Origin of the sequence: Nonomuraea sp. NPDC000554 (assembly GCF_040300065.1) — a bacterium.
Lineage (GTDB): Bacteria > Actinomycetota > Actinomycetes > Streptosporangiales > Streptosporangiaceae > Nonomuraea.
On sequence record NZ_JBEPDC010000007.1, the window covers coordinates 351,442 to 375,413 of the forward strand.

Sequence of the window (23,972 nt, forward strand, 5' to 3'; positions counted from 1 at the left end):
AGGTTCTTGATCTGTGTCAGAGCCCGTGAAACCGCCATCCTTGCCCGTCACCTGGCGTCCGCGCCGGGGGCGCATCGTCGCGTACGGCTTCGCCGCGCTGGTCGTGCTGGGCGCCATCGTGATGGCGGTCTTCATCGCCGACCCGTTCAAGCTGCCGGACCGGATCGGGCTGGTGGTGTTCGGCTGCTTGGTGGCGTTCGTCCTGCACCTGCTCGGGCGGGTGCGGGTCGAGGCCGACGAGGAGGGCATCACCATCGTCAACGCGATCCGCACCCACCGCTACACCTGGCCGGAGGTCCTCGACGTCACCCTGCTCGTCGGCGACCCCTGGCCCAGGATCGACTTCTCCGACGGCCGCACCATCGGCGCCATGGGCATCCAGGGCTCGGAGAAGGCCCGCGCCCGCCAGGCCACGGCCGAACTCGAGGCTCTCATCCACGAGCGCGGCGAAGCCCGCGACGTGTGACGCCCGCGCCGCCCGGTTCGGGCTTTCTGCGGTGCGGCGACGGCCGCCCGGCGACCGGCCGTCGACACCGTCGATCTGGCGCGCCGGGTGCTGACGCTTTTGGCGGATGTGCTGATTTTCGTGCGCGCGTGCTGAATCTTTCTGTGGGTGTGGTGAATATCGCCATCGCGCGGGGGCGCGTAGCCTGAAAGCGTGCTGGGGCGGACAATCAGGGCAACGGACATCGAGTCGCCGGCGAAGCTCATCGAGCTGCTCGACCGGCACGCCTACCTGGCCGACGAAGGGCTGGCCACGGCCGCCTTCCTGGCCCTGCGGATGGGGCGGCCGCTGTTCCTCGAGGGGGAGGCGGGCGTCGGCAAGACGGAGTTGGCCAAGACGCTCGCCGAGCTGCTGGACGCGCCGCTGATCCGGCTGCAGTGCTACGAGGGGCTCGACGCGGCCCAGGCGCTGTACGACTGGGACTTCGCGCGGCAGCTGCTGCACCTGAAGGCCGCCGAGGCGGCCGGCATCACCGACGTCGGCAGGCTCGAAGGGGAGATCTACGACCGCAGGTTCCTCATCGCCAGGCCGCTGCTGAAGGCGATCGAGACGCAGCCCAGCGTGCTGCTCGTGGACGAGATCGACCGGGCTGACGACGAGTTCGAGGCGTTCCTGCTGGAGGTGCTCTCCGACTTCACGATCTCCATCCCCGAGCTGGGCACCGTCAAGGCCGGCACGCCGCCCGTCGTGGTGGTGACGTCCAACAGGACGCGCGAGGTGCACGACGCGCTCAAGCGGCGCTGCCTCTACCACTGGCTGGAGCATCCCGGTTTCGACAGGGAGGTGGCGATCCTGCTGCGCCGCCTGCCCGGCTGCAGCGAGGCGCTGGCCGCGCAGGTCGCCACGGCGGCCGGGCGGCTGCGGCAGGCCGACCTGGTCAAGCCGCCCGGCGTGGCCGAGACGCTCGACTGGACCGAGGCGCTGCTGACGCTGGGCGCCGAGGAGCTCGACCCGGACCGCGCCGCCGCCACGCTGGGCGCGGCGCTGAAGTACCGCGAGGACGTCCAGACCGTCCTCGGCAACGGGCTGCTGCGGCATGGCTGAGCCGGCCGCGCCCCTGACCGGGACCCTGACCGGTTTCGCCAGGACGCTCCGCGCGGCCGGCGTCGGCGCCGACCACGAGCGCACCCAGAACCTGCTGCGGGCCCTGCGCCACCTGGACGTGACGGAGCCCGGCGACGTCTACTGGGCCGGACGGCTCACCCTCTGCGCCACCCCCGACGACCTGCCCCGGTACGACCGGTGCTTCGCCGCGTACTTCGGTGGCGGGAAGGCGGGCCGGCAACGGGCGGGCACCACGGCCGTCACCAGGCACACCGCGGCGGGCGGCGACGGCGAGGAGGGCGATGAGTCGCCGGTCGCGCCCGCCGCGGCCAGCCGCGCGGAGGTCCTGCGGCACCGGGACGTCGCCGGCCTCACCGAGGCCGAGCGGGCCGAGGTGCACCGGATGCTGTCGATGCTGCGCACCGGGCGGGCCCGGCGCAGGTCCCGGCGCTTCGAGAGCGCCCACCGCGGCGCGATGGACCAGCGGCGCACCATCAGGGAGGCGCTGCGCAAGGGCGACGTCGCCAGGCTGCGGCACCGGACGCACACCACCCGGCCGCGGCAGGTCGTCCTGTTCGTGGACGTCAGCGGCTCGATGGCCCCGTACGCCGAGACGCTGCTGCGGTTCGCGCACGCGCTGGTCAGGAGCGAGCCGAGGGCCACCAGGGTGTACGCGGTCGGCACCAGGCTGACCTCGGTCACCGCCGAGCTGCGGCACCGCGACCCGGGCACCGCGCTGAACGAGGTGTCCAGGGCCATCCCCGACTGGAGCGGCGGCACCAGGCTGGGGGAGGAGCTCAGGGAGTTCCTCACCAGGTACAGCGCCAGGGGTGCGATCGCGGTGATCGCCTCCGACGGGTGGGAGCGGGGCGACCCGGCGCTGCTGGGCACGCAGATGGCCCGGCTGTCCCGGCAGGCGTACCGGGTGATCTGGGTCAACCCGCACAAGGGGTATGAGGACTTCCAGCCGCTCACCGGAGGCATGCGGGCGGCCCTGCCGTACCTGGACGACCTGGTGGCCGGGCACAGTCTGGCCGCGTACGAGGAACTCAGCGAAAGGCTCGCACATGCGTGACGTGCTGCCCGAGATCATGCGGTGGTGGAGGTCGGGGCTCAAGTTCGGACTCGCGACCGTGGTGAGCACGTTCAGCAGCGCGCCCAGACCGCCGGGCGCGGCCATGGCGGTGCGCGGCGACGAGGTGGTGGGCAGCGTGTCGGGCGGCTGCGTGGAGGGCGCGGTGTTCGAGCTGGCCGCCGAGATCGACACGCCGGTCCTGCAGCGGTACGGGGTGAGCGACGACGACGCGTTCGCCGTGGGCCTGACCTGCGGCGGCATCATCGACATCCTGGTCGAACCCATCTCCATCGAGACATTTCCCGAACTGGGGGAGGTCGCCGCGTCCGTCGAGGCGCACGAGCCCGTCGCCGTCGCCACCATCGTCTCCGGCCCCGGCGAGGTCGGCGCGCGCCGCGTCATCTGGCCCGACCGCTCCTCCGGCAGCCTCGGCACGGACCGGCTCGACGAGGCGGCCGACGACGACGTCCGCGGCATGCTCGCCCAGGGCCTGACCGGCATCAGGCGCTACGGCGGCCACGGCGAGCGGCGGCTGGACGACCTGTCGGTGTTCGTCCAGTCCTTCGCCCCGCCACCCCGGATGCTGGTGTTCGGCGCGATCGACTTCGCCGCCGCCGTGGCCAGGGTCGGCAAGTTCCTCGGCTACCACGTGACGGTCTGCGACGCCCGGCCCGTCTTCGCCACCCACAAGCGCTTCCCCGACGCCGACGAGGTCGTGGTCAAGTGGCCGCACGACTACCTGGCGTCGGTGCAGGTCGACCAGCGGACGGTGATCTGCGTCCTGACCCACGACCCCAAGTTCGACGTCCCGCTGCTGGAGGTGGCGCTGCGCACCGACGCGGGCTACGTCGGCGCGATGGGCTCCCGCCGCACCCACGAGGACCGGCTCGTACGGCTGCGCGAGGCGGGCGTGAGCGACCCCGAACTGGCCCGCCTGAGATCGCCCATCGGCCTGGACCTGGGCGCCCGCACCCCCGAGGAGACCGCGATCTCGATCGCCGCCGAGCTGATCCAGCTCCGCTGGGGCGGCTCGGGACATCCCCTCACGCAGACGGCGGGCCGTATTCACCACGAGATCCACCACGAGGCGCCGTGAAGGGCACGCGGGCGGCGGGGCTGCTGCTGGCGGCCGGGCGGGGCGCCAGGCTGGGCAGGCCCAAGGCGCTGATCGAGTACGGCGGCGAGCGGCTGGTCGACCGCGGGGTGCGGCTGCTGGAGGAGGGCGGCTGCCATCCGGTCGTGGTGGTGCTCGGCGCGGCGACGGTCCAGGTGCGCGGAGCCGTGACCGTCCGCAACCCGGACTGGGAGTCCGGCATGGGCTCCTCGCTGCGGGCCGGGCTGGCCGCGCTGCCGCCGGACGCCGAGTCGGTGGTGGTCGCCCTGGTGGACCAGCCGTTCGTGCAGCCGGAGGCGGTGCGCGCCCTGATCGCCAGCGGCGCCGAGCTGGCCGTGGCGACCTACGACGGGCGCCGCAGGAACCCCGTGCTGATCGCCCGCCGCCACTTCGCCGAGGTGGCCGAGCTGGCCGTCGGGGACGTGGGCGCCAGGCCCTTCATCCGCGCCCACCCGGACCTGGTCACCGAGGTGCCCTGCCCCGGCGATCCGGCCGACATCGACACGCCCGAGGACCTGCGCAGGCTAGAGGCGCAGTGAGGCGACCGCCGCCCGGTGGTCGCTGCCCGTCGCGGGGGCCACGCCCGCCCGGGTGGCCGTCATCCCCTTGAACAGGATGTGGTCGGGACGGGTGATCGGGAAGCCGGACGGCCAGGTGAAGCCGAACCCGTCGCCCGCCTCGGTCTGGGCGTCGGTCAGCGGGGGAGTCAGGCCCTGCATGCCCCGGTCGGTGGTGGCGGTGTTGAGGTCGCCGAGCAGCAGGATGCGGGTGCTCGCGTCGGCGTCGACGAGCCGGCGCGCGTGCGCCAGCGAGGCATCACGCGAGGCCGTCATGCCGGGACGCGCCGAGGCCAGGTGCATCACGTACACCGTCACCTTGCCCTTGGGGGTGGACACCACCGCCCGCAGCGCCCGCGGCCAGCCCAGCCCGACGTCGAGCGGCTTGGTCTGGCTGATCGGATAGCGGCTCCACAGGCCGACCGTGCTGACCTGGTAGTGGTACTTGAACATCTTGTTGAGTTCCTTGGCCGCCGGGCCGCCGGGGGTGAGTTCCTGGGCGGCCAGCAGGTCGAGGTTGTCGGCGATGACGCGCACCGCCTCGCCCGAGGCGCTGTTGCGGACGCCCACGTTCACCGTCGCCACGGCCAGGTCGCTGGGGCCGCCGGGCGCGGAGCGCACCAGCGCCGAGCCGAACATCGCCGCCCACACCACCCCCGGCACCAGCGCGGCGGCCGTCGCCCCCTTCGATCTGGCGACCACGGCCGCGACGAGCAGCATCGGGACGAGCCAGCCGATCCAGGGCAGGACACTCTCCATGACCGGGGTGAAACCGCCCAGTGCCGGGACGAGCTGGTGCCCCGCCAGAGTCACGGCGACAACGGCGGACACGGCGACGACAACGCGCTTCAGCATCCGGACCAGGCTAGCCGCTCGCAGCCCGACACGCCGACGCGCTAGCCTGTTGGCGTCCCAAAACGGAATATCGTTCGGTTCATCGGGAGCCCGGCATGCGCATCGGTATGGCACTCAACTACTCGGGCGGCTTCAAGGAGTCGGTCGCCGAACTGGCCGACTACGAGAAGGCGGGCCTGGACATCGTCTTCGTGGCCGAGGCGTACAGCTTCGACGCGGTCAGCCAGATGGGCTACATCGCCGCCAAGACCGAACGCCTGGAGATCGCCTCGGGCATCCTGCCGATCTACTCGCGGACGCCGACGCTGCTGGCGATGACCGCCGCCGGGATGGACTACGTCTCCGACGGCCGGTTCACGCTGGGCCTGGGCGCCTCCGGGCCGCAGGTGATCGAGGGGTTCCACGGCGTGCCGTACACCGCGCCGCTGGGGCGCACCCGCGAGGTCATCGAGATCTGCCGCAAGGTGTGGCGGCGTGAGCGGCTCAGCCACGCGGGCCGCCACTACACGCTGCCACTGCCGCCCGACCAGGGCACCGGGCTCGGCAAGCCGCTCAAGCTCATCAACCATCCGGTGCGGCCGCGCATCCCGATCGTGGTGGCGGCCATCGGGCCGAAGAACGTCGAGCTGACCGCCGAGCTGGCCGAGGGCTGGGAGCCGATCTTCTACGTCCCCGAGAAGGCCGCCGACGTGTGGGGCCCCTCCCTGGCGGCCGGGAAGGCCCGCCGCGACCCCGAGCTGGGCGAGCTGGACGTCATCGCGCAGGCGCCGCTGGCGATCGGCGACGACGTGTCCGGGCTGCTGGAGTTCGGACGCCCGGCGGCGGCGCTGTACATCGGCGGCATGGGCGCCAAGGGTAGGAACTTCTACAACGACCTGGCCAGGCGGTACGGCTACGAGAAGGAGGCCGAGCGCATCCAGGACCTCTACCTCGAGGGGAAGAAGGAGGAGGCGGCCGCGCTGGTGCCGGCCGAGCTGCTGGAGCGGATGTCGCTGATCGGCAGCGAGGGGTTCGTGCGCGACCGGATCCAGGCGATGCGCGACTCCGGGGTGACCACGCTGAACGTCACGCCGCTGGGCGCGACCCACGAGGAGCGGGTCAGGCTGCTGGAGAAGGTCAGGGCGCTGGCGTCCTGAAAGTGACGTAGGTCACATCTTTTTACGGGAATACCCCCTGGTTTGTGGGGTGTTGGCAAGGCTCGTGAGGTTTTACCCAACGATCGTGTGGCTCGTTGAGCGGCTGCACATCGATCTGTGCCGGTTGCACGGTTCTCTCTGTCGCTGACCGCCGTCCCCCCACCGCCAACTCCTCACCCCCGCATGCCGTGGCTTCGGCGTGCCGTACTTCCGGAGCTTCCTCCCGTGAAGAGATTCACCTTCTCCCTGCAGTTGCTGCTGGGCCTCGTGCTCGGCGTCGCGCTCGGCTTCGTCGCCAAGGTCTGGGACGTCACCTGGCTCGCCGACACGCTGACCCAGGTCGGCAAGATCTTCGTCCAGTTGCTCAAGCTCGCCGTGCCGCCGCTGGTGTTCACGGCCGTCCTCGTCAGCGTCGCCAACCTGCGCAACGTCAACGGCGCGGCCAGGCTCGCCACCAAGACCCTGCTCTGGTTCCTCGCGACCGCCTTCATCGCCGTGGCCTTCGCCATCGGCCTGGGCCTGGTCATCAACCCCGGCCAGGGCGTCACGCTCGACACCTCCGCCGCCAAGCCCGTCGACACCGAGGGCGCCGGAACCTGGCTGGACTTCGTGACCGGCATCCTGCCGACCAACATCGTCACGTCGTTCACCGAGGTCAACGTCCTGCAGATCGTGTTTCTCGGGATCGTCCTCGGCGCGGCGGCGCTGGCGGTCGGCGAGAAGGCCGAGCCGTTCCTCAACCTCAGCCGCTCCGTCCTCGAACTGGTCCAGAAGGCCCTGTGGTGGGTCATCCGCCTGGCCCCTCTCGGCACCGCCGGGCTGATCGGCAAGGCCGTCTCCACCTACGGGTGGGAGCTGCTGGCCCCGCTCGCCAAGTTCAGCGTCGGCGTCTACGTCGGCTGCTTCATCGTCCTGCTGGCCGTCTACCCGACGCTGCTCGCCGTCTTCGGCAAGGTCAACCCCGTCACCTTCTTCCGCAACGCCTGGCCCGCCATCGAGCTGGCGTTCGTCTCGCGCTCCTCGGTCGGCACCCTGCCGCTGACGCAGCGCGTCACGATCGAGCGCAACGGCGTCGACCGCGACTACGCCTCCTTCGCCGTGCCGTTCGGCGCGACCACCAAGATGGACGGCTGCGCCTCCGTCTACCCGGCGCTGGCGGCCATCTTCGTCGCCCAGGTCTTCAACGTCCCGCTGAGCGTGGGCGACTACCTGCTGATCGCCTTCGTCTCCGTGGTGGGCTCGGCCGCGACGGCCGGCCTCACCGGGGCGATCGTCATGCTCACCCTGACGCTGAGCACCCTGGGCCTGCCCCTGGAGGGCGTCGGCCTCCTGCTGGCCATCGACCCCATCCTCGACATGATCAGGACCGCGACCAACGTCGCCGGCCAGATGGTCGTCCCGGTGCTGGTGGCGCGCTCGGAGGGCCGTCTCGACGAGGCGGTCTTCAACGCCCCGCCGCAGCCGCTGGACGACGCGCCGTCCGGCAACACGCTGCGCGCGCCGGAACCGGCCACGGCCTGACGCGTGCGAAAGGAGGGCGGGCGGCTCACGGGCCGCCCGCCCTCTCGCATGCGGGCCCCCGGGCGGGCGGGTGACCTGCAAAGCGGGACGGGTGGGGTGATTGTGGCCCTAAGGTTGTCGGAAAGTGCCGTCTTTCTGGAGATTTTGGCGGGGATATGTCCGACGCGACGCCGTCGCTGGTCGCCGGCCGGTACCGGCTTGATGAGCTCATCGGCAGCGGGCCGATGGGCGAGGTGTGGCGCGGCTACGACACGCGGGCCGACTGGACCGTGGCCGTGCAGGTGCTCGGCGCCAAGGCCGCCGGCGGGGCCACGCGCGAGGTGCTCAGACAGCACGCCCAGGCCGTGGCCAAGGTGATCCACCCGAACGTGGCCATGGTGCTGGACGTCGGTGACCACGAGGGCGCGCCGTACCTCGTCATGGAGTTCCTCACCGGGCTGAGCCTGGGCGAGGAGGTCGCGGCCCGCGGGCCGCTGAAGGTCGTCGAGGCGTGCGACCTCGTGGGGCAGGCCGCCGCCGGGCTCGACGCGGCCCACCGGGCCGGCGTGGTGCACGGGAAGATCGGGCCCCACAGCTTCCGCCGCGCCGGGAGCGGGGTGCTGAAGGTCGTCGGGTTCGGGCTGGCGGGCCAGTCCGGGGGAGACGTCCGTTACCAGGCGCCCGAGCGGGCCGAAGGGGACGGCGGGCAGGCCGCCGACCTGTACGCGCTGGGCTGCGTCCTGTACGAGGTGCTCTGCGGACGTCCGCCCTTCGAGGGGACGGACGACGAGGTCCGCGAGCGGCACGCGCAGGCCGAGCCCGCGCCGCCCAGCCGGCACCAGGCCGGCGTGCCCGGTGAGCTGGACCGGCTGGTCCTCGCCCTGCTGGCCAAGGCGCCCGCGGGCCGTCCCGCCAGCGGCGAGGCGGTGCGCCGGGCGCTGGCCGCCATCGCCAGGCCGGGGTCCGCCCCCGTGCCCGACCCCGGCGACGGGACGCAGCCGTCGCCCGTTCCCGTCACCGGGGCGCAGGCGATGCCCGCCCCCGGACGCCCGGCGCAGCCGACGCCCGTCGGGGCGCGCTCCGGCGACACCGCGATCTACGAGGGGCCGCCCCTTGGCGGCGGCGCGGGCAACGGGCCGGATGGATCGTCCAACCGGAAGCTGTTCATCCAGCTCGGCGCGGCTGTCGCGGTGATCGCGCTGGTCACCGTGGGGATGATCGTGTGGACGGGAGCCAAGAACGACGTCGCCGCGCCCACGCCGTCCCCTGAGCCGACCATGGTGCAGACCTTCGACAGCGAGCCGCCGCCGACGCCGGAACCCACGCCCACCCTCAGCGACACCGGCGCGCCGCCGACCGCCCTGCACGAGACCGTCGTACCCACCCCCAAGGGGACCATCGGCTCCGCCGTCCCGCCGGGTGGCTGGCAGCACTGGATGCGGATGTTCGACGACGCGATCCGCAGCCAGGAGATCATCGGCGACGTCGACCCGCGGGTGGCGGCGAAGGCGCACGACAAGATCAGGAAGGCGGCCAGGAAGTACCAGGAGGGGCACCAGAACGCGGCGCGCGACCAGGTCGCGGGCGTGCTCCGCGATCTGGCCAAGGGCAGGGAGAAGGGCGAGGTTCCCAGCAGCGGGCCGCTGGCCGACTTCCTCGACAACTGGCGCGTCCGCTGAGCCGGCAGCTGGGTTCCCCGGCCGCCGGCGCGTCTCCTCAACCGCCTCCGGGGGCGGGAGCTGCCCGCCCCGGCGCAGGGGTTCAGTCGCGTGACATCAGCGTCAGCGCGTAGACGGCGACGGCGGCGAAGTCGTCCGCCGGTTCCGACGCCTGCCACGACCGCACGTCGTCCACGAACCTGCTGCCCCTGCCCGTGAAGCGGGCGTAGGCGTCCACGCCGTCCGCCGGGCAGGGGGACATGCCGTCGAGGTGGTCGCCGAGGCCCTCGTCGAACAGCGACGCGCTGTTCGGCCCGTTGACCACGGCGCCCCTCGCGGGCCTGCCCGTCAGGTTGGAGATCTGGTAGTGCGGGCAGCGGATCGACCGCTCTCCCACCTCCGCCACGAACGACACGCCCCACGGGTTGGCCCCGAACACCCAGCCGCGCTGCTGCGTCCCGAACGTGTCGTAGGACCTGTCGCCGCTCACCGACCGGTATAGCCGCGAGGTGGCCGCCAGGCCGAACGCGTGCGGAACCGCGTCGAACGCGTCGTAGGCCGCGCCCGCGCGGAACGGGTCCTTGGCCGCCCTGGCCGCCCCGATCGAGAGCTGTGCCTTCAGGTCGTCCACCAGCTGGGTCTCGGTGACCGCCAGCATGGACGCGTCGGCCGCCCGCATCGCCCTGACCAGGTCGGTGTGGGCGAGCGCGCTCACGTCGTACAGATTGAAGGTGTCGCCGCCCGCCTCGTGCGTCAGATACTGGCGTGCCCAGTGCGCCGACCGCTCCAGCCAGCCGCCCCACCGCGGATCGCCCAGCCGCAGGCCGGCCAGCGCCAGCTCGGCCCCGCCCAGCTCCATGTCGTCGCGCCAGGCGCTCTCCGGGTAGAAGGCGTGCGGCAGGGACGTGACGAGCTGCCCCACGTTCTCCGTCCTGGCCATCGCGTAGACGTCGGCGGCCTTGTCCAGCAGCTCCCTGGCTTTGTCGCGCGACGGCTCCAGCTGCGCGGCCAGCGCGAAGGCGGCCGCCGTCCGGCCCGCGAGGTTGGGGCTGATCGGCTCGCCGGGAGGGGCCGCGCGGAAGACCGGGCGGTGGCGCAGGAAGGGGTGCTCGGAGGTGTCGTCGGTCTCGGGGAGCCGCCAGACGTCGTGGTCGCCGGAGAACGTGCCCTCCTTGTTGCCCGCGCCGATGCCGACCTGGATGTAGAGGGTCTTGGTCGTCCCGTCCCACATCTTGTCGAGATACTTGGTCCCGTGGGCGGCCTCACGGCGCAGGCGGAGGTCGCCGGGGGCGCCGTCGCGGGCCGAGGCCCACAGCAGCGTGTCCACGTACGCCAGGATGTGGGTGAACTTGAGGTAGTCGCCCGCGTCGAACCAGCCGCCCTCCACGTCCACCGGTCCGCCGATCTTCGTCAGCTCGCCCTTGATCTCGTCCGTGTCGGGCCCGGTGAAGGCGGGCCACTCGTAGACGGTGGCCGCCCGGTCGTTGCGGTGCCGCCGCCCGCCGTCCCGCTGCCCGTTGAAGAAGGCGAGGATGCTGTCCGCCGGCGAGGCGGGGGCGACCTGGAACGACGGGGACGTCAGCGCGCCCGACCTGATCCGGTACCTGCCCGGCGCGCGCAGCCGCGACAGGTCCAGGTCGTAGACGTGCCCGTAGGAGGCGTTCCACGAGCCGAGGTCGCGGCCCGCCGTCCCCTTCAGCACCTCGCGCCCGTCGCGGTCCACGACGCTGAACCGCGCGCCCGGCGACGGCGCGCGGCTCATCAGGTACGCGTGCTTGGCCTCGGCGGGTCCGAACCCCACCTGGTCGACGCGGATGTGTCCGGACGGCTCAGCCTGGGCCATGGCGGGCCCTCCCGTGGTACTGGCCACCGTGCTTCCCACGGTGAGGACGGTCAACGCGATCGCTAGGGCGTGCCTCATCAAACGCTCCCATGGAAGTTAGGAAACCTTCCTAACCGGTTTGGGTGACGGTAGCCGGGCGGACAGGCGTGGTCAATACGCGTACATTGGCGAAATGACCGTCAACTACCCGGAGCGCCGGGCGCGGCTGGCCGCGCTGCTGCCCGCCTGCGAGGTGGACGCCGTCCTCGTCACCTCGCTCGTCAACGTCCGCTACCTCACCGGGCTCGACAGCTCGAACGCGGCCGTCCTGGTCGGGGCCGACGGCTCGGCGCTGCTCGCGACCGACAACCGCTACATCGGCAAGACGCGCGGGCTGGACGTGGAGACGGTCGAGGCGGCCGACGTGGCGGCCAGGCTGGCCGCGCCGGGTGTCGGGATCGAGGCCGCGCACATGAGCGTGGCCACCTTCATCCGCCTGGGCGAGGGCCTCGTCCCCCTGGAGCCGCTCGTGGAAGGGCTCAGAGCGGTCAAGGACGACGACGAGCTGGAACTGCTCCGCACCGCCTGCGCCATCAGCGACCAGGCGTTCGCCGACGTCTCGGCGCGCATCGGGCCGGGCCTGACCGAGCGGGAGGTGGCCCGCCTCCTCGAGGCCCGCATGGTCGAACTGGGCGCCGACAAGCCCGCCTTCGAGTCCGTCGTCGCCTCGGGCGAGAACGGCGCGATCCCGCACCACGACCCGACCGACAGGCGGCTGCGCGCCGGCGACCTGGTCACCATCGACTTCGGCGCCCGCTACCAGGGCTACCACGCCGACATGACCCGCACGCTCTCGATCGGCGAGCCCGCCGCCTGGCAGCGCGAGCTCTACGACCTGGTGGCCGCCGCCCAGCGGGCCGGCCGCGAGGCCCTGGCCCCCGGCGCCGCCGCCCGCGACGTGGACGCGGCCGCCCGCTCCGTCATCGAGGCCGCGGGCCACGGCGGGCACTTCCGGCACGGTCTCGGCCACGGCGTCGGGCTGGAGATCCACGAGGAGCCGTTCCTGGGCCCTGCGCGTACCGGTAGACTAGAGGATCGAGTTCCGATCACCGTCGAGCCTGGGGTCTATCTCCCGGGCCGGGGCGGCGTTCGTATCGAAGACACGCTCGTGACGCGTGAAGGCGGGCCGGAACTTTTCACTAAGACGACCAAGGAGCTGCTCGTCCTTTAGAGCGGCCGCACGCGGGAGAAACGAGTGGCGACGACCAACGACCTCAAGAACGGCATGGTGCTGAAGCTCGACGGCGGTGAGCTCTGGGCCGTTGTGGAGTTCCAGCACGTGAAGCCGGGCAAGGGCGGCGCGTTCGTGCGCACCAAACTCAAGAACGTGCTGTCCGGCAAGGTTGTCGACAAGACCTTCAACGCCGGCGTGAAGGTCGACGTGGCCAACGTCGACAAGCGCGAGATGCAGTACTCCTACCGTGACGGCGACGACTTCGTCTTCATGGACACCGAGACCTACGACATGGTCAACGTCGGCAGCGGCACGGTGGGTGACGCCGCCAACTACATGCTGGAGAACACCCTGGCCACGGTGGCCTTCAACGAGGGTGCCGCGCTCTACGTCGACCTGCCCGCCGCGGTCGAGCTGACCATCGCCAACACCGAGCCCGGCCTGCAGGGCGACCGCTCCACCGGCGGCACCAAGCCCGCCACGCTCGAGACGGGCGCCGAGATCAAGGTCCCGCTCTTCATCACCACCGGTGAGCGGGTCAAGGTCGACACCCGCAGCGGCGAGTACCTCGGCCGGGCCTGAGTGTCCGCCCGAGGCAAGGCACGCAGGCGCGCGCTCGACATCCTCTTCGAGGCCGAACTGCGCAGCGAGGATCCGCTGAAGATCCTCGCCGAGCGCGTTGACCGGCAGGAGCCCCCGGTGAACGAGTACACCTCGGCCATCGTCGAGGGCGTCGCCAGGCACCGGGCCCGCATCGACGAGCTGATCACCACGTACGCGGAGGGCTGGACCCTCGACCGCATGCCCGCGGTCGACCGCAACCTGCTGCGCGGTGGCACGTACGAGCTGCTGTGGATGCCTGACGTGCCGGAGGGCGTGGTCATCAGCGAGTGGGTGCACCTGGCCGGGGAACTGTCCACCGATGAGTCCCCGCAGTTCGTCAACGGCCTGCTGGCCCGCTTCAAGCAGCTCAAGGCCAGCATCACGCTGTAACCCCGACGGCGGCCCACCCGCGGGGATCGGGATGGCGGGCGGGGCGTCGCCCGCGTCCCGGCCGCGGGGAAGCGGGTGGGGCGGGGAGCGCGTAGGGTGGGCGTGTTCGTCGTGGAGAGGGAGTTGAGGCGACGTTGCGTGCTGAAGGCGTCACGAGGGCCCCGGCGGTGCGTACCGCCGTCGTCTGGGACGCGTTGCGGGCGGTGCTGGCCGAACGGGCCGAGGCCACCGGGCGCGGGGGGCTCGACATCGTCGACGCCGGCGGCGGAACCGGAGGGTTCGCCGTGCCGCTGGCCGAGCTCGGCCACACCGTGACGGTCGTCGACCCGAGCCCCGACTCGCTGGCCGCGCTGGAGCGCCGGGCCAAGGAGAAGGGCGTGGCGGTCAGGGGCCTCCAGGGGGACGCCGCCGACCTGGGCGAGCTCCTCAGTCGCGACAGCGCCGACCTGGTGCTCTGCCACAGCGTCCTCGAGTACGTCGAGGACCCGCTCAGCGCGCTGAGCGCCGTGGCCGGGGTGCTGCGTGTGGGCGGCGCGGTGAGCGTGCTGGCCGCCAACCCGGTCGGCAGTGCCATCCACCGCGCTCTGGCGGGCCAGTTCGACGAGGCCAGGGCGGTGCTCGATGACCCGAGCGGAAGCTGGGGCGACCGCGATCCCACGCCGCGCCGCTACAGCGCCGCCGCCCTCGCCGAGTTGTTCGCCGCCACCGGGTTCACGGTGGGCGCGGTGCACGGGGTGCGGGTCTTCGCCGACCTGGTGCCCAGCAGGCTCGTCGACGGGGAGCCCGGCGCGGCCGAGTCGCTGGTGGCGCTGGAGCAGGCCGCCGCGACCCATCCGGTGCTGCGCGACATCGCCACCCAGCTCCACGTCCTCGGGCACCGGAGCTGACGATGCCGAAGCGATACAGGTCATAGAACGCGTGTTCGGATAGACTCGGCAGCGTGTCTCGCAAGCAGATCACGGGCATCGGCCCCGCTCCACAGACCGGGGCCGACGACAGCGGCTGCCCTGTCCTGCACGTCGACATGGACGCCTTCTTCGCCAGCGTCGAACTGCTCGACCGTCCCGAGCTGAGGGGGCGGCCGGTGATCGTGGGCTCGCCCGCCGGGCGCGGGGTGGTGCTCAGCGCCACCTACGAGGCCCGCGCGTACGGCGTGCACTCCGCGATGCCGATGAGCCGGGCCCGCCGCCTGTGCCCGCAGGCCACCGTCATCCCGCCCAGCCGCGACAAGTACTCCGAGGTCTCCAAGGGGGTCATGGAGATCTTCCACGCGATCACCCCGCTGGTCGAGCCGATCGCGTCCGACGAGGCGTTCCTCGACGTCGGCGGCGCCAGGCGCAGGCTGGGCTCGTCCGGCGCGATCGCCGCGATGATCAGGGCCCAGGTCCTGGAGCGGTACGGCATCACCTGTTCGGTCGGCGTCGCCAGCAGCAAGTTCGTCGCAAAACTCGCCTCAAAGCAGTGCAAGCCCGACGGCCTGTTGGTGGTGCCCGCCGACGAGGTGGTCGACTTCCTCCATCCGCTGCCCGTCTCGGCGCTGTGGGGCGTCGGCGAGCGCACCGAGCAGGCCCTGGTGCGGCTCGGCATCCGCACCGTGGGCGACCTGGCCAGGGTGCCCCCCAACACGCTGCGGCGCGAGCTGGGCCAGGCCGCGGGCGGCCATCTCGCCGCGCTGGCCTGGGGGCGCGACGAGCGTCCTGTCACCGCGCACGTGCCCGACAAGAGCATCGGCAACGAGGAGACGTTCGCGGCCGACGTCGACGACCCCGAGGTGATCAAGCGGGAGCTGCTGCGGCTGTCGGAGCGGGTGGCCGCCCGGATGCGTAGGAGCGGGCACGTGGGCAGAACGGTGAGTGTGAAGCTGCGCCGGGCCGATTTCTCCACGATCACCAGGTCTCGCACCCTGCGGGAGCCGACCGACGTCGCCCAGGAGATCTACGCCACGGCCTGCGAGCTGTTCGAGGCGGCCGGGCTGGAACGGGTGCGCCTGCGGCTGGTGGGGGTCAGGATGGAGAACCTGCGTCCCGCCGATTCGGCCACCCGCCAGCTCAGCCTGGGCGAGCGCGAGACGGGCTGGCGCGAGGCGGAGCAGGCGATGGACCAGGCAATCCGAAGATTCGGGCCAGATGCGGTGCTCCCGGCATCGCTTGTTCGGGGCAGACTTGATGAAATGGAGGAATGACGTCGATGTCGCGACTTCGGGGGAGGGGGCACAGATGGTCCACAATGGAGCTATGACGTCACCTCCGGTTTGGTCTGCGTTGGACGTTTGCTTTCGCGTACGTCTACAGCCTCGTATTCTGGGGATAACCGACCGCGAGGTCCGGACACCCCGTGTCGTCCGTTGCCGTCTTCCCCGTCCTGGGGCCGTCCTTGGGAGGCGCCGTGCCGCTCTCTGAGCACGAGCAGCGCTTGCTCGACCAGATCGAGCAGGCCCTCTACGCCGAGGACCCGAAGTGGGCCAACACCGTAAGGATCAGTGACCCGCGCAGCCACTACAAACGTCGCCTGATCAGGGCCTCCATCGGCTTTGCTCTCGGCGTCGTCCTGTTGATGGTGGGCGTGGTGATCAACCTGATCCCCCTCGGCGTCGGCGGTTTCGTGGTCATGCTCGCCGCGTGTCTGTGGGGCCTGTCGAGCTGGAAACGTATGAACGGGTTCGGCGACTCCGCCCCGTCCTCCGGCACGGCGGCCCAGGGCAAGGGCCCCCGCAGGGGCAGTCGCGCAACCTTCATGGAACGCATGGAAGAGCGCTGGCGCCGGCGCCACGACGAACATTAGAAGCCCCGAGACGATCGTGCGGCCGTCCTCCGCGGGAGGGGACGACCGCACGATCGCTCTGTGAGTCAGGAACCCTTCTGGGCCGCCGTCCGGCGCAACCTGATGTTCTCCAGCCGGTCGAACCCGTCGAGCAGCCGCTCGCCCATCAGGCGCAGTCGGCGCAACGTCGAGGGCGGCAGCAGCACCGCCCGCAGCCGCCGCCCGCGTGACACGGTCGCCGCCAGCGCCAGGCGCACCCGGCGCAGGTCCTTCTTGAGCGGCCCGATCTCGCCGGGATTCCTGGCGAACAGCGCCCGCTCCACCACCGACGCGATCGCCGCCATCGACGCGGCCGACTCGGAGTCGAACTCGTACTGCTCGGTCAGCCGCCGGGCGAGCGCCCGGGGCGTCTCGCTGGGCTGGCGGGCCATCCCGTAGTCGTAGAGCGCGTCGTCCAGTTCCGCCCACGCCGCCGCCACCGACGGATGGCTGCCCGCCACCACGCGGGCCGTCACCTCGTCCGACGGCTCCGACACCTTCCACGCCAGCGCGCGCAGCCGCCTGTTCCTGGTGACCAGCCGTATCCCCGCCGGGATCAGCAGGATCAGCAGCAGCCCGGCCGCGCCGATTCCGATCTTCCCGATCAGCGGCATCGAGTCGTCGGCAGGCAGCCCGGCGGGCGCGAGCCCCGCCTCGCGGTCGAGCTCACGCGGGTTGCGCCGGTTCTGCGGGCCGAGCGGCTCGTCCTCCGCGGAGCTGGTCGAGCCCGGGGTCGGCGTCGAGGCGTCGCCCGTGGAGGGGGCCGGCGGCTGCGTGTAGGCCGGGACGCGGGCGCTGCCCTGGCCGAGCGAACCGGTCGGAGTGGGCTCGAACGGCAGCCAGCCGACGCCCTCGAAGTACAGCTCGGGCCAGGAGTGCGAGTCGTTTGTGCCGACCTGCCACCGGTCGCCCAGCTTGGTGCCGCCCGTGTAGCCGATCGCCACCCTGGCGGGGATGCCGACCAGCCTGGCCAGCAGCGCCATCGAGGCGGCGAACTGCTCGCAGTACCCGGCCCTGCTGCGCAGCAGGAAGTCCTTCAGCGCGGAGTTGCTGTGGCCCTGCGTCCTGAGGCTGTAGGTGAACTTGCCGGTCCTGGTGAAGAACTCCTGCAGTTTCACCGCCGCGTCGTAGTTGGACTTCGCGCCGTTCGTCACCCTGAGCGCCAGGTCCCTGATCTCCGGCGGGAGGTTGTCGGGCACCTTCAGGTAGCGCACGTCGGCCGCCGGCTTCGGCTGCGGCAGCGACCGCAGCAGCTCAGGGGTCGGCGCGGGCTCGCTGGTGGCCACCTCGTAGTCGATCCCGGCGGCCTCGTCCCTGGTGGAGAAGACCATCAGGGTCTTGACGTCAGCCCGCCAGTCGCCGTCGATGTTGATCTGCGTCGGCGGGTACGGAAGCGGCAGGAACGACAGCTTGGCGATCTCGTCGCTGATGCTGATCCTGGTCACCACGTCGGTGATCTTCGTCGACCGGTCCAGGCCGGGCGGCGCGGGCAGCGGGCCGTTGTCCGTCCTGTTGTCCGGTGCGCCGTTCGGCTCCGACATGCCGAACTGCTCGCCGTCGAAGGTGTCGAGCGAGTAGATCCGCAGGTAGCGGGGCGTGTCGTCGCTGTTGGTGTAGGTGAGGACGGTCCGCCGTTCCGGCAGTTCGAGCTGGCCCTTCAGGTTCGCGATCGGGTTCGGGATGCTGATCGAGTTGCCCTTGCCCGAGCCCCTGCCGCCCACGCCGAAGGTGAAGAACGAGACCGGCTCCATCGGCGGCATCGCCCAGCCGAGCAGCACGGCCAGCGCGATCGCGGCGAACCCGATGCGTTTGCCCGACAGCCGCAGGCCGCTCGTGTCGGCCGTCTCGCGCGGCGTGTCCGGCGACAGGGCGGCGGATGCGCGGGTCCGGCGCACCAGCACCGCCCTGCCCCAGTGCCCCACCCGCTCACGCCCGTCGGCGATCAGCAGGCTGGTGAAACCGAGAGCGGCGAGGATGAACGCGGGCCAGCTGATCGGGTCCGGCAGGATCGTGGCCGGGACGGTCGCCAGCGCCAGGATCGGCAGCCCCGCCAGCGCCGCCCGCCGCAGCCGCGTGGCGAACAGGTCCACGGTGATCGCGATCAGCCCCACGCCGCCGGTCGTCAGCAGCGCGATGCCCGCGTTGGCGGGCACCGGGGCGGCGAAGCGCTGGATGTCGGCCCAGCCGGTGGCCAGCAGCCTGCCCAGCTCCAGCACCGAGCCCTTGGTCGGCACCACCACCGCCCACGCCTCATGGGAGACGTACGTCGCGGTCAGGTAGATCCACAACGCGGCCACGCTCAGGAACGGCGCCGACCACGGGGGCAGCGACAGGCGTCCGCTCAGCAGGCTGGCGGCCATCACCACGAGCACCGCGCCCATGGAACTCCAGAACCAGGCCCCGCCCTGGAAGAGCGGGTAGAGCAGGATGGCGGCGGTGAACGTCGCCACCGCCGAGGCGATCGACAGCCTCATGCCGCACCTCCCGACAGCGCGTACCTGCCGCGGTTGGCGGCGTCCTGCCACACCGACGCGATCGAGGCCCCCGCGGGCAGCCTGACGATGCGCCAGCCGTTGCCCGCGAGCACGCCCTGGACGGCCTGGTAGTTCCCCGCCGCGTCCGGCTCGCCGCCGTCCCAGGTGTCGACGTCGAGCAGCACCGCGACCGCGGTGACGCCGCTGTGCCTGAGCCTGGCCAGCTCCCTGGCCTCCTCGGGGTCGAGCGCGCCGAGGACGGCCACGATCAGGCCGTCGCCGCCGCCCTGGCGCAGCGCGCTGATGCCGAGCTCCAGCGAGCGGGCGGCGCTGTGCCGCACCACCGCGAGCGTGTCGAGCAGGGACCAGCTCAGCCCGGAGTCGGTCAGGTGCTCCGCGCCCTGGTCGGTGACCAGGCGCAGGCCGAGGCCCTCGTGGGCGAGGTGCACGCCGATCGAGGCCGCCGCCGAGACCGCCACCTCGAAGGACGAGCGCGGGCCCTCACCGCGGTGGGCGTACCTGCGGGCGTCGAGCAGGAGGGCGCCGCGGCTCTGCCACTGCTGCTCCTCGCGCCGCACCATCAGCTCGCCGTGCCTGGCGGTGGAACGCCAGTGGACCCGCCGCAGGTCGTCGCCCTGCCGGTACTCGCGCGGCGCCACGTCGTCGTCGCCGGCCGCCGCCACGCTCCTGGTGCGGCTGTCGCCGCCGCCCGTCCACTCGCCTGACAGCCGCACGTGGGGCAGCGCCACCACCTGCGGCGTCACCACCAGCGTGTCGCTGATCGTGAACGAGCGGGTCAGCTCCACCAGCCCGAACGGGTCGGCGATGCGCACCGACAGCGGCCCGATCGTGTAGCGGCCGCGCAGGTCGGAGCGGACCCGGTAGTCGACCTCGCGGACGCCCCGCGACTCCACCTTGTCCAGCACGAACCTGGGCCGCACCCCCAGCGCGTAGGGGACGGTGTCCTCGATCAGCAGCAGCCCCGTCGGCAGCCGGGTGACGTTCTCCAGCCGCAGCGTCACCGTGGCCTCGCCGCCCGCCTCCGCCCGCGGCGGGTCCAGCCGCCTGGCGCAGCTCAGCCGGTACCTCGTCCGCGCGACCACCATCGCGGCCAGCAGCGGCAGCGCCGTCACCAGCACCCCGATGCGGAACAGGTCGTTCTCGCCGAGCAGCACGGCCATCAGCAGCGCGGCCAGGCCCGAGGCGAGGAACGACCGGCCCCGCGAGGTGAGCGCGCGCAGTCCGGCTCTCACGACGCTCGCGTCTCCGGCACGGGCACGCGCCTGACCAGCTCGGTCACCACCTGCTCGGGCAGGCGGCGCTGGCCCTGGGCCTCCACGCTGGGCAGCAGCCGGTGCGCCAGCACCGGGACGGCCAGCTCCTGCAGGTCGTCGGGGATGACGTAGTCGCGCCCCGCCAGCGCGGCGTGCGCCCTGGCGGCCCTGACCAGCTGCAGCGTCGAGCGGGGTGAGGCGCCCAGGCGCAGGTCGGGGGAGTGGCGGGTGGCCACCACCAGGTCGATGGCGTACTTCTTGACCGGCTGCGAGACGTACACGCCGCGCACCGCCTCGATCAGGGCGCGCACCTCGGCCGTGGTGGCCACCGGCTCCAGCTTGTCGAGCGGGGAGGTGCCGCCGTGCACGTCCAGCATCTCCAGCTCGGCCGTGGGCTCGGGGTAGCCCATCGCGACGCGCGCGGTGAAGCGGTCGCGCTGCGCCTCGGGCAGCGGGTAGGTGCCCTCCATCTCGATGGGGTTCTGCGTGGCGATCACCATGAACGGCGCGTCGAGCTGGTACGTCACGCCGTCGACGGTGACCTGGCGCTCTTCCATGCACTCCAGGAGCGCCGACTGCGTCTTGGGGGAGGCGCGGTTGATCTCGTCGCCCACCACGATGTTGGCGAAGACGGGGCCCGGCTTGAACTCGAACTCGCGCGTCTGCTGGTTGTAGGCGCTGACACCGGTGATGTCGCTCGGCAGCAGGTCGGGCGTGAACTGGACGCGGCGCACCGGGCAGTCGATGGACCGCGCCAACGCCTTGGCCAGCATGGTCTTGCCGACCCCTGGCACGTCCTCGATGAGCAGGTGCCCCTCGGCGAGCAGCACGGTGAGCGTGAGCCGGACGGCGTCGCTCTTGCCCTCGATCACCCCTTCGATGGCCTGCCGGATCCGGTGGGCAGTGGAAACCAGCTCCTCGAGCTGGTGAGGGACGTCATGGGTTACTGCCACCGGGCCTCCATGAGAAGTGCGGCCGTCCCGCGGGAGGATGCCATTGCGGGAGCCATGCCATTCCTTTTCCATTGTCTGTACGACCCTACGACGCTGCGGGTTCTTGAGCGACATTTGCTGATATTCCACCGAACCTGCGAAGTGTCTGCGTTCTAGGTGCACAGCCGTACGAATCCTGTGACACTGCGCGCCCGCGATCGCCCCACTTTCCTCCACGCGGACCGGCCCGAAGCGTGGGAAGCCCGAATTCCGCGGGCTTCCCAACCCTCGACACGCCCATGAGGGTTCGCCCGCCCCCCACCGCCCCCCACCCGGCCCCATCGCTCTGACCTGCGGTAACGCGAAGCAAACCGGCAGCGAACAGGGTTGGAATCAGTTGACGGTGGAGAGAAGTGGAGTATGGTGGTGCGCAGTGGAGGGCCCGGTGCGCCAGCGTCGAGCGCTTCACTAGGCACGGGAGGTGGGGCCGATGTTCCTCGGCACCCATCAGCCGCGTCTCGACGACAAGGGACGGCTGTTCCTGCCGGCTAAGTACCGTGAGGAGCTGGCGGAGGGTCTTGTGATCACCAAAGGCCAGGAGCGATGCCTCTACGTCTTTCCCGTGGAGGAGTTCCAGCGCATAACCGAGGCTCTCAGCACCGCCCCGGTCACCGCCAAGGCGGTACGTGACTACAGCCGCGTCTTCTTCGCCAGCGCGTCCGACGAGAAACCAGACAAGCAGGGGCGCGTCACGATCCCGCAGGGCCTGCGCCAGTACGCGGGCCTGGAACGTGACTGCGTGGTCATCGGGGCCAACACCCGGCTGGAGATCTGGGACGCGCAAGCCTGGGACACCTATCTCAACGCGCAGGAGCAGGCGTTCGCCGATCTGTCGGAGGAGGTGCTGCCAGGGATCTTGTAGGAGCCACGGTCGATCCGTCGGTGATGTCGTTCGGCGAGGTCTCCACCCGCAACCACTGCCGGCCAGCTGATGCACCTTCCCCGGTGTCAGATGGCGGGCGTCCACGAAGAGGGTGCGGATGGGGACCTGGCCGGGCGGCACCGGGGTGGGGCCCAGGAAATCCGATTGGTCACCGGACGCGTCATCCGCGAGTCTGGACGCGAGAGGGGGGTTTGGAGATGCACGACACCGCTGGCACCGGCGGTCACGTTCCGGTCATGCTCGACCGCGTAATGGAGCTGATGGCTCCGGCGCTATCAGGACCGGAGCCGGTCGTCGTCGACGCCAACCTCGGCCTCGGTGGCCACTCGGAGGCCCTGCTCGCCGCGCACCCGTCACTTCACGTGATCGGCATCGACCGTGACCCGTTCGCGATCGACTTCTCCACGCGCAGGCTCGCGCCCTTCGCCGGCCGCACCACACTCGTCCACGCCTCGTCCGACGAACTGGCCGCCGTGCTCGCCCGCGCGGGCCGCACCACCGTCGACGGCGTGCTGTTCGACCTGGGCGTCTCCTCGCCGCAGCTCGACGAGGCCGAGCGCGGCTTCGCCTACTCCTACGACGCGCCTCTCGACATGCGGATGGACACCGAGCAGGAACTCACCGCGGAGAAGGTGGTCAATTCCTACTCCGCTGCGGACCTAACCCGCATCCTCCGCGATTACGGCGAGGAACGGTTCGCACCGCGTGTCGCGGCCCTAATCATCAAGGAAAGGGCCAAGGAGGCCATAACGTCGACTAAGCGGCTCGCGGAGATCGTCCGGCAGGCGATTCCCGCCGCGACGCGGCGCACCGGGGGCAACCCCGCCAAGAGGACTTTCCAGGCGCTGCGCATCGAGGTGAACGCGGAGCTCGCCGCCCTGGAGGCGGCGCTTCCAGCGGCACTCGACGCGCTGGCGCTCGGTGGGCGAGTGGTCGTGCTCTCCTACCACTCCCTTGAGGACCGGCTCACCAAGCAGGTCCTTGCGGCGCGAACCAGGGACACCAGCCCGCCCGGGCTGCCCGTCCCGCTGCCGGCTCACCAGCCGCGGTTCCGCCTGGTGACGAGGGGAGCCGAGCTCCCAAGCGAAGAAGAGCTGGCCCGCAACCCGCGGGCGGCCTCGGCCCGGCTACGGGCGGCAGAGAGGATCCGTGTTGACGACCAGGACTGAGCAGGAGACCAGGCGGGGTACGCCCGTCCGCGGCGACGTGCCCAAGACCGGCCAGCGCAGGCCCGGAGTGCCACACCAGTCCAAGCCCATCCCGCGGCCACGCCCGTCGACCGAGGGGCCGAAGCCCGGCACGGCACGTCCTGCCGCCGCGCGTCCCGCCCCGGCGGCCGTCAGGCGGCGTCCGGTGGTGCGGCGGCGCCAGCGCGCGCCGTTCGTGCTGCTCGTCGTCGGGCTGCTCTGCGGCGGCCTGGTGAGCCTGTTGCTGCTCAACACCGTCCTGGCCCAGGACTCGATCACCGCGAAGAACCTGCGCGACGAGATCGCGGACGCCCGCCAGCAGAACGAGGCGGCCTGGCAGCAGAACCAGATCGACACCCAGCCGGGCGCCGTCGCGGAGAAGGCCGAGAACCAGGGCCTGCACCCCGACGACACCATCCACGTCATCAGCCCCGGTGCGAACAACCAGGTGGACCAGGGCCGGTGAGGGAATCGGGCGGCAGGGGGCAGGGCCCCGGCCGCGGCTCAGGCGGCGCCGGCTCTCAGGGAGGGCCCGGCGCCGCTCGGCGTACGCCGGGAGGTCCCGGACGCCAAGGGCGGCAGGGCGGCTCGGCCCGTTCGGAGGGGGCGGGCCGGCCGCCGTCGCCCGACAACCCGCCGCGTGACGCCGGGAAGCGTCCCGACCCCCTGGACCTCCCCTTCGGCCGCGACCAGGGCGACACGCCCCGCAACCGCCCCCCGCAGGACCCCACCGGCCGCCCACGCCCCCGTTCCCGCCAGGAGGAGGGCGAGGCCCCGCGCGGCCGCCCCCGCGACGAAGGCGGCGCCGCGCGCGGCCGCCCCGGTGATGGTGACGGCCCGCGTGCGCGCGCCCCGCAGGACGGGCGCGAC

At 71.8% G+C, this 23,972-nt stretch carries 23 protein-coding genes; 17 read left to right on the top strand and 6 right to left on the bottom strand.

The features are described 5' to 3' along the window. Positions 1 to 13: 13 nt before the first annotated feature. The 5 genes from ABT294_RS17045 to ABT294_RS17065 all read left to right on the top strand — a co-directional run bounded on the left by ABT294_RS17045 (position 14) and on the right by ABT294_RS17065 (position 4,277). On the top strand, positions 14 to 466 hold the full coding sequence (locus ABT294_RS17045) for a PH domain-containing protein (RefSeq protein ID WP_350806627.1): 453 nt from the start codon (positions 14 to 16) through the stop codon (positions 464 to 466). Positions 467 to 658: 192 nt separating this feature from the next. Further along, positions 659 to 1,549: an AAA family ATPase gene (locus tag ABT294_RS17050; RefSeq protein ID WP_350806628.1), complete on the top strand. Its 891-nt coding sequence runs from the start codon at positions 659 to 661 to the stop codon at positions 1,547 to 1,549. Beyond that, positions 1,542 to 2,624, top strand: a complete 1,083-nt coding sequence (locus ABT294_RS17055) for a vWA domain-containing protein (protein WP_350806629.1) — start codon at positions 1,542 to 1,544, stop codon at positions 2,622 to 2,624. Before ABT294_RS17050 ends, ABT294_RS17055 begins: the two co-directional genes overlap by 8 nt. Then, positions 2,617 to 3,720, top strand: a complete 1,104-nt coding sequence (locus ABT294_RS17060; protein WP_350806631.1) for an XdhC family protein — start codon at positions 2,617 to 2,619, stop codon at positions 3,718 to 3,720. The genes ABT294_RS17055 and ABT294_RS17060 overlap by 8 nt, the downstream gene beginning before the upstream one ends. After that, the gene (locus ABT294_RS17065) at positions 3,717 to 4,277 is read left to right on the top strand and encodes a nucleotidyltransferase family protein (protein WP_350806633.1); all 561 of its coding nucleotides are present in this window, start codon (positions 3,717 to 3,719) and stop codon (positions 4,275 to 4,277) included. The genes ABT294_RS17060 and ABT294_RS17065 overlap by 4 nt, the downstream gene beginning before the upstream one ends. Here the strand turns inward: ABT294_RS17065 and ABT294_RS17070 are convergent. Next, positions 4,263 to 5,150, bottom strand: a complete 888-nt coding sequence (locus ABT294_RS17070) for an endonuclease/exonuclease/phosphatase family protein (protein WP_350806634.1) — start codon at positions 5,148 to 5,150, stop codon at positions 4,263 to 4,265. The genes ABT294_RS17065 and ABT294_RS17070 overlap by 15 nt on opposite strands. Before the next feature lie 95 nt (positions 5,151 to 5,245). On the opposite strand from ABT294_RS17070, the gene ABT294_RS17075 reads away from it, so the two are divergent. From ABT294_RS17075 to ABT294_RS17085, 3 genes are all read left to right on the top strand, one after another. Next, a complete protein-coding gene (locus ABT294_RS17075; RefSeq protein ID WP_350806636.1) occupies positions 5,246 to 6,286 on the top strand; it encodes an LLM class F420-dependent oxidoreductase in 1,041 nt (346 codons plus the stop codon). A 225-nt stretch (positions 6,287 to 6,511) separates the two neighbouring features. Continuing rightward, entirely contained in the window at positions 6,512 to 7,807 is a 1,296-nt protein-coding gene (locus ABT294_RS17080; protein WP_350806637.1) for a dicarboxylate/amino acid:cation symporter, read from the top strand. A gap of 155 nt (positions 7,808 to 7,962) precedes the next feature. Further along, entirely contained in the window at positions 7,963 to 9,465 is a 1,503-nt protein-coding gene (locus ABT294_RS17085; RefSeq protein ID WP_350806639.1) for a protein kinase domain-containing protein, read from the top strand. A gap of 82 nt (positions 9,466 to 9,547) precedes the next feature. On the opposite strand, the gene ABT294_RS17090 is transcribed toward ABT294_RS17085, so the two are convergent. Beyond that, on the bottom strand, positions 9,548 to 11,365 hold the full coding sequence (locus ABT294_RS17090; protein WP_350806640.1) for a glycoside hydrolase family 9 protein: 1,818 nt from the start codon (positions 11,363 to 11,365) through the stop codon (positions 9,548 to 9,550). A gap of 94 nt (positions 11,366 to 11,459) precedes the next feature. On the opposite strand from ABT294_RS17090, the gene ABT294_RS17095 reads away from it, so the two are divergent. The 6 genes from ABT294_RS17095 to ABT294_RS17120 all read left to right on the top strand — a co-directional run bounded on the left by ABT294_RS17095 (position 11,460) and on the right by ABT294_RS17120 (position 16,274). Next, positions 11,460 to 12,497, top strand: coding sequence for a M24 family metallopeptidase (locus tag ABT294_RS17095; RefSeq protein ID WP_350806641.1), 1,038 nt, complete (start codon positions 11,460 to 11,462; stop codon positions 12,495 to 12,497). A gap of 24 nt (positions 12,498 to 12,521) precedes the next feature. Next, entirely contained in the window at positions 12,522 to 13,082 is a 561-nt protein-coding gene (gene efp / locus ABT294_RS17100; RefSeq protein WP_350806642.1) for an elongation factor P, read from the top strand. After that, complete coding sequence (nusB, locus tag ABT294_RS17105) at positions 13,083 to 13,493, top strand: transcription antitermination factor NusB (RefSeq protein WP_350806643.1); 411 nt, start codon at positions 13,083 to 13,085, stop codon at positions 13,491 to 13,493. It begins immediately after the preceding gene. A gap of 167 nt (positions 13,494 to 13,660) precedes the next feature. Next, positions 13,661 to 14,380 (top strand): methyltransferase domain-containing protein, encoded by a 720-nt coding sequence (locus ABT294_RS17110; RefSeq protein ID WP_350806645.1) that lies wholly within the window; start codon positions 13,661 to 13,663, stop codon positions 14,378 to 14,380. A 53-nt stretch (positions 14,381 to 14,433) separates the two neighbouring features. Then, complete coding sequence (locus tag ABT294_RS17115; protein WP_350806646.1) at positions 14,434 to 15,675, top strand: DNA polymerase IV; 1,242 nt, start codon at positions 14,434 to 14,436, stop codon at positions 15,673 to 15,675. Between the two features lie 203 nt (positions 15,676 to 15,878). Further along, the gene (locus ABT294_RS17120) at positions 15,879 to 16,274 is read left to right on the top strand and encodes an SCO2097 family morphological protein (RefSeq protein WP_350806647.1); all 396 of its coding nucleotides are present in this window, start codon (positions 15,879 to 15,881) and stop codon (positions 16,272 to 16,274) included. 65 nt (positions 16,275 to 16,339) lie between these two features. On the opposite strand, the gene ABT294_RS17125 is transcribed toward ABT294_RS17120, so the two are convergent. From ABT294_RS17125 to ABT294_RS17135, 3 genes are read right to left on the bottom strand one after another with little or no spacing between them, the layout of a single operon-like run. Then, positions 16,340 to 18,766, bottom strand: coding sequence for a transglutaminase TgpA family protein (locus tag ABT294_RS17125; protein ID WP_350806648.1), 2,427 nt, complete (start codon positions 18,764 to 18,766; stop codon positions 16,340 to 16,342). Then, positions 18,763 to 20,019, bottom strand: a complete 1,257-nt coding sequence (locus ABT294_RS17130; RefSeq protein WP_350806649.1) for a DUF58 domain-containing protein — start codon at positions 20,017 to 20,019, stop codon at positions 18,763 to 18,765. The genes ABT294_RS17125 and ABT294_RS17130 overlap by 4 nt, the downstream gene beginning before the upstream one ends. Then, a complete protein-coding gene (locus tag ABT294_RS17135; RefSeq protein ID WP_502912056.1) occupies positions 20,016 to 21,065 on the bottom strand; it encodes an AAA family ATPase in 1,050 nt (349 codons plus the stop codon). Before ABT294_RS17135 ends, ABT294_RS17130 begins: the two co-directional genes overlap by 4 nt. Positions 21,066 to 21,462: 397 nt before the next feature. Between ABT294_RS17135 and mraZ the strand changes: the two genes are divergently transcribed. The 3 genes from mraZ to ftsL all read left to right on the top strand — a co-directional run bounded on the left by mraZ (position 21,463) and on the right by ftsL (position 23,568). Further along, positions 21,463 to 21,894 (top strand): division/cell wall cluster transcriptional repressor MraZ, encoded by a 432-nt coding sequence (gene mraZ / locus ABT294_RS17140; protein WP_350806652.1) that lies wholly within the window; start codon positions 21,463 to 21,465, stop codon positions 21,892 to 21,894. Between the two features lie 218 nt (positions 21,895 to 22,112). Further along, positions 22,113 to 23,084, top strand: coding sequence for a 16S rRNA (cytosine(1402)-N(4))-methyltransferase RsmH (gene rsmH, locus ABT294_RS17145; RefSeq protein ID WP_350806654.1), 972 nt, complete (start codon positions 22,113 to 22,115; stop codon positions 23,082 to 23,084). Continuing rightward, positions 23,068 to 23,568: a cell division protein FtsL gene (gene ftsL / locus ABT294_RS17150; RefSeq protein WP_350806656.1), complete on the top strand. Its 501-nt coding sequence runs from the start codon at positions 23,068 to 23,070 to the stop codon at positions 23,566 to 23,568. The genes rsmH and ftsL overlap by 17 nt, the downstream gene beginning before the upstream one ends. A gap of 38 nt (positions 23,569 to 23,606) precedes the next feature. Here the strand turns inward: ftsL and ABT294_RS17155 are convergent. Beyond that, on the bottom strand, positions 23,607 to 23,972 hold a 366-nt coding region (locus ABT294_RS17155; RefSeq protein ID WP_350806657.1), incomplete at its 5' end, for a hypothetical protein.

What these genes read in the sequence shown, in the direction of transcription:
- ABT294_RS17070 (WP_350806634.1), bottom strand. Translation starts at nt 5,150, where the DNA reads ATGCTGAAGCGCGTTGTCGTCGCCGTGTCCGCCGTTGTCGCCGTGACT.
- ABT294_RS17125 (WP_350806648.1), bottom strand. Translation starts at nt 18,766, where the DNA reads ATGAGGCTGTCGATCGCCTCGGCGGTGGCGACGTTCACCGCCGCCATC.
- ABT294_RS17055 (WP_350806629.1), top strand. Translation starts at nt 1,542, where the DNA reads ATGGCTGAGCCGGCCGCGCCCCTGACCGGGACCCTGACCGGTTTCGCC.
- ABT294_RS17060 (WP_350806631.1), top strand. Translation starts at nt 2,617, where the DNA reads ATGCGTGACGTGCTGCCCGAGATCATGCGGTGGTGGAGGTCGGGGCTC.
- ABT294_RS17095 (WP_350806641.1), top strand. Translation starts at nt 11,460, where the DNA reads ATGACCGTCAACTACCCGGAGCGCCGGGCGCGGCTGGCCGCGCTGCTG.
- ABT294_RS17090 (WP_350806640.1), bottom strand. Translation starts at nt 11,365, where the DNA reads ATGAGGCACGCCCTAGCGATCGCGTTGACCGTCCTCACCGTGGGAAGC.
- ABT294_RS17085 (WP_350806639.1), top strand. Translation starts at nt 7,963, where the DNA reads ATGTCCGACGCGACGCCGTCGCTGGTCGCCGGCCGGTACCGGCTTGAT.
- rsmH (WP_350806654.1), top strand. Translation starts at nt 22,113, where the DNA reads ATGCACGACACCGCTGGCACCGGCGGTCACGTTCCGGTCATGCTCGAC.
- ABT294_RS17135 (WP_502912056.1), bottom strand. Translation starts at nt 21,065, where the DNA reads ATGGAAAAGGAATGGCATGGCTCCCGCAATGGCATCCTCCCGCGGGAC.
- mraZ (WP_350806652.1), top strand. Translation starts at nt 21,463, where the DNA reads ATGTTCCTCGGCACCCATCAGCCGCGTCTCGACGACAAGGGACGGCTG.
- ABT294_RS17075 (WP_350806636.1), top strand. Translation starts at nt 5,246, where the DNA reads ATGCGCATCGGTATGGCACTCAACTACTCGGGCGGCTTCAAGGAGTCG.